Raw genomic sequence first — 13,071 nt, forward strand, 5'->3', positions numbered from 1 at the left:
GCTATCCTTCCGGGCATGGATGCACAGACCTCGGTTCCCCAGCCCGTGAACGAGCCTGTTCTGGGGTACGCGCCCGGCTCGCCCGAGCGTGCTGCGTTGGAGGTGCGTCTGGCCGAGTTGTCGGGGGCCGCGCCGGTGGCGCTGGACGCGATGATCGGTGGGGAGTGGCGTCCGGGGACGGGCGAGGACTCCTTCGAGGTGACGATGCCCTCGGATCACGGGCACGTGCTGGGGAGGGTGCAGCAGGCCGGTGCCGAGGACGCGCGGGCGGCGATCGATGCGGCGCTGGCCGCGGCTCCGGCGTGGGCGGGGTTGCCGTTCGACGAGCGTGCGGCGATCTTCCTGCGGGCGGCGGATCTGATCGCGGGGCCGTACCGGGCGACGTTGAACGCGGCGACGATGCTGGGCCAGGGCAAGACGGTGCAGCAGGCCGAGATCGATTCGGCTTGTGAGCTGATCGACTTCCTGCGGTTCAACGTGGCGTATGCCCAGCAGATCATGTCCGACCAGCCCAGGAGCACGCCGGGGGTGTGGAACCGGATGGAGTACCGGCCCCTGGAGGGGTTCGTGTACGCGATCACGCCGTTCAACTTCACCGCGATCGCGGGCAACCTGCCGACGTCGGCGGCGTTGATGGGCAATCCCGTGTTGTGGAAGCCGGCGTTGACGCAGTCGTTCGCGGCGCACGTCTTCGCCGAGGTGCTCCTCAAGGCGGGCATGCCCGCGGGTGTGATCAACATGTTGCCGGGGCATGGCAGGGAGATCTCCGGTGTGGCTCTGGCCGATCCGCATTTGGCGGGGATCCACTTCACGGGGTCGACGCCGGTGTTCCAGGGCTTGTGGCAGCAGGTGGGTGCGAACATCGCCGGTTATCGCGGGTACCCGCGGCTGGTGGGGGAGACCGGGGGCAAGGATTTCGTGCTGGCGCACCCGAGTGCGGACCGGGAGGCCCTGGTCACGGCGCTGGTGCGGGGGGCGTTCGAGTACTCGGGCCAGAAGTGCTCGGCGGCGTCGCGGGCGTACATCCCCCGGTCGGTGTGGGAGGAGATCGAGGACGTGTTGGTCCGGCAGACCGAGGCGTTGGCGGTGGGGGACGTGCGGGACCTGTCGAACTTCACCTCGGCGGTGATCGACAAGCGGGCCTTCGACAAGTTGGCCCGCGTGATCGATGCCTGCCATGCCGATCCCACGATGGAGGTCATCGCCGGTGGTACCTACGACGACTCCACCGGGTGGTTTGTGCGGCCGACGATCGTGGTGGGGACCGACCCGTTGTCGGACATCTTCTGCACCGAGTACTTCGGTCCGATCCTGGGTGTGCACGTGTACGACGACGCCGACTTCGAGAAGGTGATCGGGCTGGTCGACACCGCCGCCCCGTACGCGTTGACGGGGTCGATCTTCGCGACCGACCGGGCCGCGGTGCAGGCGGCGTTGAACGGGTTGCGGTTCACGGCCGGCAACTTCTACATCAACGACAAGCCGACCGGTGCGGTGGTGGGCCAGCAGCCGTTCGGTGGGGCGCGGGCGTCGGGGACGAACGACAAGGCCGGTTCGATGTGGAACCTGATCCGGTGGGCTTCGCCGCGGGCGATCAAGGAGACCCTGGTCCCGCCGACCTCCACGGGCTACCCCCACATGCTCTGACCCGGCGCCGGTGGAGTCAGTGGGCGAGCCACTCCCGGCCCACGGCGGCCTGGTCGTCCAGTGCCTCGAGGATCGCGGGGGCGGCCGCCTGCTCGATGCGCCCCCCGATGAGGGGCAGCTTGGCCGTCAGGTCACCCTCGTAGACCAACGCGCTGCCGGACGCCGTGGGCGCCAGCGACGTCGTGCCCGCCACGCTCACCGGGGTTCCGGGAACCGTCATCGTGAAGGTGCCCGCCCGTGAACCGTCCGCGCCCTCCCGGCCCCAGTCGACGTCCAGGACGATCCGCAGGCTGGGGCCGATGAACGCCTTCACCTCGGCCGGCGACTCGAGGGTGGCCTCGACGGCCGTGCGGGTGCCCGAGGAGGCGACGCGTGCGTCCGGCGAGCCCATGCGCACGGCCGCGTGGCGAAGGAACTCCTCGTCGGTCAACATGGCGAACACGGACTCCGCGGGAGCCGGGAAATCGTGACGGCTGGTGAGCTGCATGCGTCGATTATTGCGGCTCTCACCGGTCAGGGCCGACATGTTCCCCCGCGGGCTCTCGGATCTCGGCGGCTTCGTGGCTACGCTGGTCGGAGGCTACGCAAAGGAGCGGCACGCATGGCACGCGACGTCACGATGACCCGGTACCTCTCGAGCGTGGCGGAGGCACTCAGCAGCATCCAGCTCCCCGACCGGGCCGTCCCGACAGCGCAGTTCGTCGCGGCCTACTACGGCCAGGACACGGTCGGTGTGGACGATGTCGCGCCGCTCGCCCACGCACCCCACCTGGCCGCTTCCCACTGGGCGCTGGGGCGTGTCCGCCTGCCGGGCGACGATCTCATCGGCATCTCCACGCCGCAGGAGGACACCGATGGTTGGAGCGCCGGGGGGTCGACCGTCATCCAGGTGGTCACGGATGACCGTCCGTTCATCGTCGACACCGTCCTCATGGACCTCGCCGAACTGGGGTGGACCGTACGGACGACACGGCACCCGGTCCTCGCCGTGCAGCGCGACGCCGACGGCGTCCTGGGGGGCGTGGGCCCGCACACCGAGCCGGGGAGGCTGGAGTCGTGGCTGACCGTCGAGGCGTACCCCCCGCTCGGGACGTCCGCCGAGGACCTGACAGAGGCCACGCGGGAGGCCGTGGTGGCCGGGTTGGTCGTCGGCCGGGACGTCCACCGCGATGCCGAGGCCATGCGCGACCGTCTCGCCGCCGCCATCGAGCACGTCCTGAACGCGCCGGCGCCGGTCGAGGACGCCTGGATCCAGCGCATCGCCGCCCTGCTGCGCTGGATGTACGACGACCACTTCGAGCTCGTCGGTTACCGCGAGTACACCGTGGACGGTGACACCTTCACCGTGGTGCCGGGCACGGGCCTGGGCCTGCTGCGTGGGGCCGGTGAGGACCCCTTCCACGCCACCCAGATCACCCCGGACCCCGAGGTGATGGTCGTCACCAAGGACTCCCGGCCCTCGCCGGTCCACCGGGCGGGCAACCTCGACTACGTGTCCGTGCGCGACTACACGCCCGACGGCGTCCTGGTGGGGGAGCGACGCTTCCTGGGCCTGTGGTCCTCGCGCGCCTATTCCGAACCCGTCGAGTCGATCCCGCTGGTCAAGGACAAGGCCACGTGGGTCTGGGAGGCGCTCGACCTTGAACCAGCCTCCCACAACGGGGAACTCGCCCGCGAGGCGATGGCGTCCCTGCCCCGGGACAACTGGTTCGCCGACACCGTCGCGGACCTGGCCGGGCTGGTCCGCCGCATCGCGGGGGTCCAGGAGCAGCGCCACACCCGGTTGATCATCCAGCGGGCCCCGCACGGCCGCTTCTGGTCGTGCTTCGTCTACGTGCCCCGCGATCGTTACCGCACGATCACCCGCGAGCGCATCACGAGCCTGTTGCGGGAGCGGCTCTCGGCCGAGGCCGTGGAGTACCGTGCGCTGGTCAACGAGAGCCAGATGGCGCGCCTGTTGCTCATCATCCGCTTCCCCGACGGGGCCGAGCCGGACGTCGACTGGGCGGGGCTCGAGGCGGAGGTCGTCCGTGCCAGCCGCAACTGGGACGACGACTTCAACGACGTGGCGGACGCCCTGCCGGCGGAACAGCGGGGCGTCGAGTTCGGTGAGGCGTACGAGGCGGCCTACACCGCCAAGCAGGCGTTGGCCGACCTCCACCTCGCCAACGAACTGGCCGGGCCGGACGACCTGCGCTTCGCCCTGTTCAAGCCCGGCGCCGACATGGACGACGCCGACCTGCGCTTCAAGGTCATCTCCCTGTCGACGATGTCGCTCTCCCGCGTCATGCCGCACCTGGACGCGCTCGGCGTCACGGTCATCGACGAGCGTCCGTTCGTGTGGGACCTGCGCGGCAAGCCGGTCTTCGTCTACGACTTCGGGTTCAACCTGCCGTCGGGGCAGACGCTGGCCGACTGGGAGCTCCCCGACCGTGCCCGCTTCGCCCAGGCGTTCGAGGCCTCCTACACCGGCCGTGCCCACGCCGGGAAGCTCAACCGGCTCGTGATGACCGCCGGGTTGACCTGGGAGCAGGTGACCTGGCTGCGCGGCATCGGCCGCTACCTGCAGCAGGCCGGCATCCCGTACAGCCAGCCCTACGTCGCGGCGGCGCTGAACGCCAACCCCGTGATCGCTGGTGCTCTGGTGACCGCCTTCGAGTCCCGGTTCCGGCCCGACGATGAGTTGAGCACCCAGGCTCGGCAGGAGGACTTCGACCAGGAGATCTCGGGCATCCTCGAGGCCCTGGACGCCGTCGAGAGCCTGGACCAGGATCGGATCCTGCGCATGTTCGTGGCGGTCCTCCAGGCCATCAAGCGCACCAACGCGTTCGCCGCGGACCGCCCGGCGTTGGCCTTCAAGATCGCCCCCACCGAACTGGACCTGCTGCCGCATCCGCGGCCGGCCCACGAGATCTTCGTCTACAGCCCCCGCGTCCAAGGTGTCCACCTGCGCTACGGGAAGGTGGCCCGGGGCGGCCTGCGCTGGTCGGACCGCGCCGAGGACTTCCGCACCGAGGTACTGGGCCTGGTCAAGGCGCAGATGGTGAAGAACACGGTCATCGTCCCGGTCGGCGCCAAGGGCGGCTTCGTCCCGCAGGACCTGCCCGACCCTCGCGTCGACCGTGCCGCCTGGCAGGCCGAGGGCATCGCCTGCTACGAGATCTTCATCTCGTCGTTGCTGTCGTTGACCGACAACCTGGTGGACGGCCAGGTGGTCCCCCCGCCGGACGTCGTCCGCCACGACGGCGACGACACCTACCTCGTCGTGGCCGCAGACAAGGGCACGGCCTCGTTCTCCGACATCGCCAACCGGATCTCGGTCGAGCGGGGCTTCTGGCTGGGTGACGCCTTCGCGTCCGGCGGCTCGGTCGGCTACGACCACAAGGGCATGGGCATCACCGCCCGCGGCGCCTGGGAATCGGTCAAGCGGCACTTCTACGAGTTGGGCATCGACTGCCAGAGCGAGGACTTCACCTGCGTGGGCATCGGCGACATGGCAGGCGACGTGTTCGGCAACGGCATGCTCCTGTCGCAGCACACGCGCCTGGTCGCGGCGTTCAACCACCAGCACGTGTTCCTCGACCCGAACCCCGACCCCGCCACGTCCTGGGCCGAGCGCAAGCGGCTGTTCGACCTTCCCCGGTCGACGTGGGCCGACTACGACCGGACGCTGATCTCCGAGGGGGGCGGCGTCCATCCGCGGTCGGCGAAGTCGGTCACGATCACCCCGCAGGTCCGGGAGGCGCTGGGGTTGGACGCCGGCGTCCGCGCCCTCACCCCGGCCGAACTGATCCGGGCGATCCTGCAGGCCCCCGTCGACCTGCTGTGGAACGGGGGCATCGGCACCTACGTCAAGGGGACCGGCGAGGCCCACGCCCAGGTGGGGGACAAGGCCAACGACTCCGTCCGTGTCGACGGGGCCGAAGTCCGGGCCAGGGTGGCCGGCGAGGGCGGCAACCTGGGCTGGACACAGCTCGGCCGTATCGAGTTCGCCGAGAAGGGCGGACGCCTGAACACCGACTTCATCGACAACTCCGCCGGTGTCGACACCTCTGACCACGAGGTGAACATCAAGATCCTGCTCCAGCCCGAGGTGGCGGCCGGGCGCCTGGGTGACCAGGAGCGGGTCGACCTCCTCGCCTCGATGACGGAGGAAGTCGCCCAGTTGGTGATCAGCCACAACGTGGACCAGAACCGGGCGCTGTCGACCGAGCAGGCCCAGCCCGACGGGATGGTCGCCGCGCACGAGGTCTGGATGCGGAGCCTGGAGGAGGTCGGGTTGCTCGACCGGCGACTGGAGTCGCTGCCGAGCCGCAAGGAGATGGCTGCCCGCATCGAACAGGGTGGGGCACTGAGCAGGCCGGAACTGTGCTCGCTCCTGGCCTGGACCAAGATCCACCTGGAGCAGCTGATCCTCCAGTCAACGCTACCGGACGACCCCTACCTGGCGGACCGGCTCGTCACGTACTTCCCCAAGCCGCTGCGCACCGAGGCACTCGCCGAGGCCCTGCAGGCCCATCCCCTGAAGCGGGAGATCGTGACGATGGTGACGGTCAACCGGTTCGTGAACTCCCAGGGCATCACGGCGTTCAGCCGGCTCGCGAGGGAGACCTCGTCGACCTCCACCCAGATCGTCCGGGCACAGCTGGCGGCGCGCACGATCTTCGGCATCGCCCGCCACGAGCTCGCGCTGCCCGGGCTGGGCATCCCCGCCGACGTGGAGTTGGGGATCCGCGTGGCCCTGCAGCAGTTGGTGGAGCGTGCCACCCGCTGGCTGTTGCACAACCGGCGCGGTGACCTCGACATCAAGGGTGAGGCTGCGGCGTTCACCGACGCCGTGGCCGAGGTCAGCGTGAACTTCGGTCGGTACGCGACCGAGCGGCAGAGGGAGCAGGTCGAGGAGCAGGCCGTCGCCCTGGCCGGCGCCGGCGTCCCCGAGGACCTGGCCCGCACGACCGCCCTCGCCCCCTTCCTCCACCTGGCGCTGAGCATCGTCGACCTGTCCACGCGGCTGGGGCGTCCGCTGGAGGTGGTCGAGCAGGCGTACTTCGGCCTCGCCGGCAGGCTCGGCCTGGATCGGATCGTCGAACGGGTCAACAAACTGCCGCGCACCAGCGAGTGGGACACCATGGCCCGAGCCGCGCTCCGGGACGACCTCAGCACGTTGCACTCCGACCTGGTGGCCTCGGTCCTGGAGGGTGCCCCCGCCGGAGCGGACGGTCATGCGGCGTTGACCGCATGGGCGGACGCCGCGGGTGGGCTCGACCGGGAGGCCGCGCAGTTGGAGGAGATCATGGGGGAGGAGAGCTCGCTGGCGCGCATGTCGGTCGCGCTGCGCACGATCCGCGCACTGCGGGTGTAGTTGAATGGGGTGATGAGGATCGACCTCCACACCCACACGCTCGTCTCCGACGGCACCGACACGCCCACGCAGCTCGTCCGCAAGGCTGCCGAGGCGGGGCTGGACGTGATCGGGCTCACCGACCACGACACCTTCGACGGGTTGCGTGAGGCGAAGCTGGCAGCGGAGACCGTCGGCATCAGCGTGTTGGGGGGCATGGAGTTCTCCACGCAGAAGGACGGCAGGTCGGTGCACCTGGTGGCCTACGGGTGCGATCCGCACGACGAGGCGCTCCTCGACGAACTCGCCCGCGTCCGGGTGGGCCGCTCGGACCGCGTGCCCGGCATGGTGGCCAGGCTCACCGCTCTCGGCATGCCGCTGACCGTCGAGGAGGTCCTCGAGCACGCCGCCGGGACGTCACTGGGTCGGCCGCACATCGCGGACGCGCTGGTCGCCAAGGGTTACGTCGCGACGCGCGACGAGGCGTTCCGGCGCTGGTTGTACGACGGTGGGCCCGCCTACGTCGACCGGTACAGCACCGAGCTCACCCGGGCGATCGAACTCGTGCAGCGCGCCAAGGGAGTCGTGGTGCTGGCCCACCCCTGGGGGCGTGGGCGGCGCGCCGACCTCCCCGAGCCGTATCTGGCCGAGCTCGTCCACGAGTACCGGCTGGACGGGGTCGAGGTCGACCACCCCGACCATGACGAGGCGACCCGGGCCGACCTGCGCAGGGTGGCGGCGAGACTCGGGCTGCTCACGACGGGGTCGTCGGACCACCACGGGCTGGGCAAGAGCCGCAATCCGCTCGGTGTGGGGTTGACCGACCCGGACGTGTACTCCGAGATCCTCCACCGCATCGAAGCCCGTGGTGGACGTCCCTGAGCACTCCCTGCGGCGCGATAGGATGCGCTCCATGGAGCAGAGGCTTTGGTGGCGGCCGTAACGACGGCCCCGAACCCCTGCTCACCCACACGGCCGTCCTGCGGACGGCCGTTTTGCGTGCCCGTGGGACCGAACACAGAAGGAGAAAGCCCATGACCGAGCCGGCCACCCCGGAGGTCGCAAGCACCGAGGTCGACGACGCCACGGCAGCGGACGCTCTCGCGGAGTCCACGTCGGAGGCCTCCCTGCGCCGCTCGGAGGAACGAAGCCGGGCCATCGAGGCGCAGATCGCGAAGGACCCCTCCGAGTTCCGCATGCTCACGGGTGACCGGCCGACGGGTCACCTGCACATCGGCCACTACTTCGGGTCGATCCTCAACCGCGTCCGCCTGCAGGATGCCGGCGTGGAGACGTTCGTCCTCATCGCGGACTACCAGGTCATCACCGACCGCGACGGCACCGGGCCCATCCGCGAGCGCGTCCACTCGCTCGTGACCGACTACCTGTCCGTCGGTCTCGACCCCGAGCGGACGACGATCTTCACCCACTCGGCCATTCCGGCGCTGAACCAGCTCATGCTGCCGTTCCTGTCGCTGGTGTCGGACTCCGAGCTCTACCGGAACCCGACCGTGAAGGCGGAGCACGACGCCACCGGTGGGCGTCCGATGTCGGGCCTGCTGCTCACCTACCCGGTCCACCAGGCGGCCGACATCCTGTTCTGCAAGGCCAACCTCGTCCCGGTCGGCAAGGACCAGTTGCCGCACCTGGAGCAGACGCGTGTCGTCGCACGCCGTTTCGACGAGCGTTACGGCCGCGTCGACCCGGCGCGCCCGGTCTTCCCGCAGGCGGAGGCGCTGCTCAGCTCCGGGTCGCTGATCCTCGGCATGGACGGCACGAAGATGTCGAAGTCGAAGGGCAACACGATCGAGTTGCGGATGACGGCCGACGAGACCGCGAAGGTCATCAAGCGTGCCGTCACCGACTCCGATCGCCACATCACCTTCGACCCGGTCAACCGCCCGGAGGTCTCGAACCTGCTGACGCTCGCCGGGTTGTGCGCCGACCGTGACCCTGTGGCGATCGCCGAGGAGATCGGCAATGGCGGCGGGGGCGGCCTGAAGAAGTACCTGACCGAGGTCCTGAACGAGAAGTTGGCCCCGGTGCGGGCCCGTCGCAAGGAGCTGGAGGCCGACCAGGGCCACATCGAGGCCATCCTGCGCGAGGGGAACGAGCGGGCCGACGCCGTGGCCGACGCCACACTGTCCGAGGTGCGCCAAGCGATGGGAATGGTCTACTGATGATGGCCCCGACCGCGCGGGCCGGCTCGGACGCCACGTGGATCGTGTCGCACAGCACCGGGCGGCGTGGCTTCTGGGGGGTCGTCGGGGTCCTGGTCTTCGGAGCACTGACGGTGGCCGCGGTGGTGGGCTTCGTGCGTGCCCCGCACGTCGACTCGGGGGTGCTCGTGGCCATCGCCGCGCCGTTCTTCGTCATGGCCCTCGTGCTCGCGGTCGAGGGCCCAGGCCAAGGGCTGGTGCGTGTCGATGCGGACGGCTATCGCACCATCATGGGGGTGCGCCGTTCCTGGACGCACGTCCTGGGCGTGGGCGTCGGTCAGGTCGACGGCCGGCGGGTCCCGGTGGTCGCGGTGCGCGCCGCGGGCCGAGAGCCCGAGCAGGACGCCTTCCCCGGCTTCGCCGAGGCGGACGCGGACCGGCTCGTGGGAGCCCTGCGTGACCGGGTCCAGCCCGCGGGCTTCGCCGAGGTCACCCTGGGTGAGGACTACTGGGCACGCGTCGAGGCGGAGGCCGCCCGGGCGGCGTCCATCGCGGCGGAGGCGTCCGGCCGGCAGCCGACCGGCCGGGAGCGCGTCGAGTTCGGGTATCCGGGCCTGCCCAGCGCGATCCGCCTCGACTACGGCACCAACGACGCCGGGGAGCGGGTGGAACTGCTCGTGCGGGAGTCCGCGACCCTGGCGGTGGTGGCCTCCGGGCGTCGCTGGCTGCGACAGGACCGCAAGCGGTCGGCCGATCCCGCCACGCAGGTGGAGGCACTTTTCGCCCCGCACACGACCACGATGAAGCCTTCGACCGGCACCGGGTTCGACCGACTCGTCGTCTCCGGGGCGGGCCGGCGTTCGCTGGTGTTCAACGCCGAGGAGCCGGACCGGTTCTGAGGCGCGCGGCCGGGCAGCCGGACCGTGGGTGGTGGCGAGGAGCCGGGCTGGCGGCCCGGCTCTGCGTCACTCCTGGGTCGGGGCGCTCGACTCGGCCCCGACCTCGCCACGACCGCGGCCACCGCGCCGACGCCGGCGGCGCGTGCCGCCCTGCCCGTCCGAGTCGGTGACCCGGTCCGCGGCGGATTGCTCGCGGGCGGCCGCCACAGGTGTCTCGGTCGGGGCGGACGTGTCTGCGGCGCCGTCGACGAGCTGCCCGTTGACGAGGCGGCGGCGGGTACGTTGCCGGCGAGGACGATCCTCGCGGGGCTGCCGAGGCGCACGCTCGCGCGGAGCCTCTTCCCGCGGCCGCGGGTCGCGGAGGCGGCTCTTGGTGCCCTCGGGGATGTGCAGGTCGCTGAACAGGTGCGGGCTGGTCGAATAGGTCTCCGGCGGTTCGGGGTGGCCCAGGTCGAGGGTCTTGTTGATGACCTTCCAGCGGGTGGCGTCCTGCCAGTCGACGAGCGTCACGGCAACGCCCTTCGCGCCGGCGCGGCCGGTGCGGCCGATGCGGTGCACGTAGGTCTTGTCGTCGTCGGGGCACTCGTAGTTGACCACGTGGGTGATGTCGGACACATCGATGCCGCGCGCCGCCACGTCGGTGGCGACGAGAATCTTGACCCGGTCCTCGCGGAACTTGTTCAGGGCCTTCTCGCGCAGCACCTGCGACAGGTCGCCGTGGATGCTGGTCGCGGAGAAGCCGCGCTCCTCGAGGTCGTCGGCCAGGCGCTGGGCGGCACGCTTCGTGCGGGTGAAGATCATCACCTTGCCGGCGTGGTCGGCCTGGATGATGCGCGCGACGATCTCGGGCTTGTCGAGGTCGTGGGCCTGGTACACGAACTGGGTCGTGTTGGGCACGGTCATCTCGGCGTCGTGCGCCTCGGCCCGGATGTTGACCGGCTGGGTCAGGTGGCTCCGCGACAGGCCCATGATCGCCGACGGCATCGTCGCCGAGAACAGCAGGGTCTGGCGCGAGGCGGGGGTGCGGGAGATGAGGCGCTCCACGTCGGGCAGGAAGCCCAGGTCGAGCATCTCGTCGGCCTCGTCCAGGACAAGGACCTTCACGAAGGAGAGGTCCAGGCTGCGTCGGCTGGCCAGGTCGAGCAGGCGGCCCGGCGTCCCGACGACCACGTCGACGCCCCTCTCCAGCGCCTCCAGCTGCGGCTCGTAGCCGACGCCGCCGTAGACGGTCAGGATGCGCGCCTTGCGGACCTGCGAGGCGTCCTCGAGGTCGCCGGTGATCTGGAGTGCCAGCTCACGGGTCGGGGTCATGACCAGGGCCTGCGGCTTGCCGGGGTGGGCCAGGTCGGCGTAACCCGCGTCCGTGGGGACGACGATGCGCTCCAACAGGCTGATGCCGAAGGCCAGCGTCTTGCCCGTGCCGGTGCGGGCCTGCCCGATCATGTCGGTGCCGCTCATCGCGATCGGGAGGCTCATCGCCTGGATCGGGAAGGGGTGGGTGATGCCCTTGCGGGCGAGGGACTCCACGATCTCCGGGCGGACGCCGAGGTCGGCGAACGTCGGCTTGGTGGTGGTCTCGTTGGTGGTGTCGTCAACCTGCACGAGCAGGTCAGTTGTCTCGGTCAGCGTCGTGCCTCACTACTTTCCGGCCGCGAGGCCGGGCATCATCACCCGCTGCACACGCGCGACGCGCATGGGTGCGCTCAAGCGGCGGGGACGCACAGGTGCCGTGCGTACCCGCCCATGGTAGCAATCAGCTGTTGAGCGCGCCGAAACCGACGGTGCGAGGGCTCTCGGTGCCCAGATCGACGTAGGCCACCTGCGCGGCCGGGATGAGGACCTTGCGTCCCTTGTCGTCGGTGATCGCGAACACGCCGTTGCTGCCGAGCGCCTCGGCGAGAGCGGCCTCGAGTTCGCCCGCCGTGGCGTGGGTCTCGACGCTCACCTCGCGCGCGACGTTGCGGATGCCGACCTTGACTTCCATCTGGGTCCCCTTGTCTGTTGGTGCGTTCGTCACCCTACCCGCGGCCCCTGACGAAACCGCGAGGCTTCGCGCGGGGCGAACGGATGCCCGCGCGTGGCCGCAGGGGTCAGGCGGGCAGGTGCCCGCGGCGTCCGGACAGGAGCGGTCCGAACAGGTCGCCGTGCTGCTCGACCCGGGCCAGGACGTCCGCCGAGGTGAAGCGCAGCGGGCTGCCGCCCGCGGCGTCCTCGACCTCCTCCCACTCCAGCGGGGTGGAAACCGTCGGCTCCTCCTTGGCGCGCAACGAGTAGGGGGTGACCGTCGTCCGGCCGGGCAGGTTCTGGTTGACGTCGATGAGGATCCTGCCGCTCCGGGCGGCCTTGGCGATCTCGGTGACGAACACCTCGGGGTGCAGCTCGACCAGCCGGTCACCGAAGGCGCGCACCCACGCCAGCACCGGGCCGACGGGCGTCGGCTCGAGGGGCGCGTACAGCTGGAGACCCTTGCTGCCGGAGGTCTTGGGGTACGCGACCAGGCCCGCATCGCCCAGCTCGCCCGCGATGAGGAGGGCCGCGGTGGCGATCAGGGGCATGGCGACGCCGGGGCCCGGGTCGAGGTCGATGACGAGCTGGTCGACCGGGAGGTCGTCCCCGATGGCCGTCTGGTCGCTGCCGTCGGCGACCCGCCACTGGTGCGTGTGCAACTCCAGGGCGGCGAGGTTCGCCAGCCAGACCAGGGTGGGCAGGTCGTCCACGATCGGGAAGACGATGTTCTCGCTGGAACCGACGACGTGGTGGGTGTGGACCCAGTCCGGTGTTCCGTGGGGGACGTTCTTCTCGAAGAAGCCCGGCTCGTCCGTGCCGTCGGGGAAGCGGATGCGCGTGACCGGCCGCCCGGCCAGGTGGGGGAGCATGACGGGCGCGATCGCGTGGTAGTAGGCGATGACCTCGCCCTTGGTGAAGCCGCTGGGGTACAGCACCTTGTCGAGGTTGGAGAGCTTGAGTGCGCGCCCGTCCACGTCGGTCATCACGTCGGCCATGCGGCCACGGTAGCGGCCACGGA

At 70.5% G+C, this 13,071-nt stretch carries 9 protein-coding genes; 5 read left to right on the forward strand and 4 right to left on the reverse strand.

Features of this window, described 5'->3' with window-relative positions; translation table 11 throughout:
* The first annotated feature begins 15 nt into the window (after positions 1 to 15).
* Positions 16 to 1,647: an L-glutamate gamma-semialdehyde dehydrogenase gene (gene pruA, locus AC5YDA_RS02855; protein ID WP_496188843.1), complete on the forward strand. Its 1,632-nt coding sequence runs from the start codon at positions 16 to 18 to the stop codon at positions 1,645 to 1,647.
* 16 nt (positions 1,648 to 1,663) lie between these two features.
* Here the strand turns inward: pruA and AC5YDA_RS02860 are convergent, their stop codons facing one another.
* Complete coding sequence (locus tag AC5YDA_RS02860) at positions 1,664 to 2,134, reverse strand: DUF2505 domain-containing protein (RefSeq protein ID WP_496188842.1); 471 nt, start codon at positions 2,132 to 2,134, stop codon at positions 1,664 to 1,666.
* A gap of 114 nt (positions 2,135 to 2,248) precedes the next feature.
* Between AC5YDA_RS02860 and AC5YDA_RS02865 the strand changes: the two genes are divergently transcribed.
* From AC5YDA_RS02865 to AC5YDA_RS02880, 4 genes are all read left to right on the forward strand, one after another.
* The gene (locus tag AC5YDA_RS02865) at positions 2,249 to 7,009 is read left to right on the forward strand and encodes an NAD-glutamate dehydrogenase (protein WP_496188841.1); all 4,761 of its coding nucleotides are present in this window, start codon (positions 2,249 to 2,251) and stop codon (positions 7,007 to 7,009) included.
* Positions 7,010 to 7,021: 12 nt separating this feature from the next.
* Entirely contained in the window at positions 7,022 to 7,870 is an 849-nt protein-coding gene (locus AC5YDA_RS02870) for a PHP domain-containing protein (RefSeq protein ID WP_496188840.1), read from the forward strand.
* A gap of 152 nt (positions 7,871 to 8,022) precedes the next feature.
* Positions 8,023 to 9,168 (forward strand): tryptophan--tRNA ligase, encoded by a 1,146-nt coding sequence (gene trpS, locus AC5YDA_RS02875; protein WP_496188839.1) that lies wholly within the window; start codon positions 8,023 to 8,025, stop codon positions 9,166 to 9,168.
* Positions 9,168 to 10,046: a hypothetical protein gene (locus tag AC5YDA_RS02880; protein ID WP_496188838.1), complete on the forward strand. Its 879-nt coding sequence runs from the start codon at positions 9,168 to 9,170 to the stop codon at positions 10,044 to 10,046. The genes trpS and AC5YDA_RS02880 overlap by 1 nt, the downstream gene beginning before the upstream one ends.
* A 66-nt stretch (positions 10,047 to 10,112) precedes the next feature.
* Here AC5YDA_RS02880 and AC5YDA_RS02885 read toward each other — a convergent pair whose 3' ends face one another.
* The 3 genes from AC5YDA_RS02885 to ligD all read right to left on the reverse strand — a co-directional run bounded on the left by AC5YDA_RS02885 (position 10,113) and on the right by ligD (position 13,048).
* On the reverse strand, positions 10,113 to 11,648 hold the full coding sequence (locus AC5YDA_RS02885) for a DEAD/DEAH box helicase (RefSeq protein WP_496188837.1): 1,536 nt from the start codon (positions 11,646 to 11,648) through the stop codon (positions 10,113 to 10,115).
* 151 nt (positions 11,649 to 11,799) lie between these two features.
* Positions 11,800 to 12,030: a DUF3107 domain-containing protein gene (locus AC5YDA_RS02890; protein ID WP_496188836.1), complete on the reverse strand. Its 231-nt coding sequence runs from the start codon at positions 12,028 to 12,030 to the stop codon at positions 11,800 to 11,802.
* 106 nt (positions 12,031 to 12,136) lie between these two features.
* Positions 12,137 to 13,048 carry a non-homologous end-joining DNA ligase gene (ligD, locus tag AC5YDA_RS02895; RefSeq protein ID WP_496188835.1) on the reverse strand — a complete coding sequence of 304 codons (912 nt, stop codon included), beginning with the start codon at positions 13,046 to 13,048 and terminating at the stop codon, positions 12,137 to 12,139.
* Between the last annotated feature and the right edge of the window lie 23 nt (positions 13,049 to 13,071).

It is taken from the genome of Propioniciclava sp. LT294 (assembly GCF_059516005.1).

Bases quoted from the DNA above. Each gene is read 5' to 3' on its own strand.
- ligD (WP_496188835.1), bottom strand. From the start codon at position 13,048: ATGGCCGACGTGATGACCGACGTGGACGGGCGCGCACTCAAGCTCTCC.
- trpS (WP_496188839.1), top strand. From the start codon at position 8,023: ATGACCGAGCCGGCCACCCCGGAGGTCGCAAGCACCGAGGTCGACGAC.
- AC5YDA_RS02880 (WP_496188838.1), top strand. From the start codon at position 9,168: ATGATGGCCCCGACCGCGCGGGCCGGCTCGGACGCCACGTGGATCGTG.
- pruA (WP_496188843.1), top strand. From the start codon at position 16: ATGGATGCACAGACCTCGGTTCCCCAGCCCGTGAACGAGCCTGTTCTG.
- AC5YDA_RS02890 (WP_496188836.1), bottom strand. From the start codon at position 12,030: ATGGAAGTCAAGGTCGGCATCCGCAACGTCGCGCGCGAGGTGAGCGTC.
- AC5YDA_RS02870 (WP_496188840.1), top strand. From the start codon at position 7,022: ATGAGGATCGACCTCCACACCCACACGCTCGTCTCCGACGGCACCGAC.
- AC5YDA_RS02865 (WP_496188841.1), top strand. From the start codon at position 2,249: ATGGCACGCGACGTCACGATGACCCGGTACCTCTCGAGCGTGGCGGAG.
- AC5YDA_RS02860 (WP_496188842.1), bottom strand. From the start codon at position 2,134: ATGCAGCTCACCAGCCGTCACGATTTCCCGGCTCCCGCGGAGTCCGTG.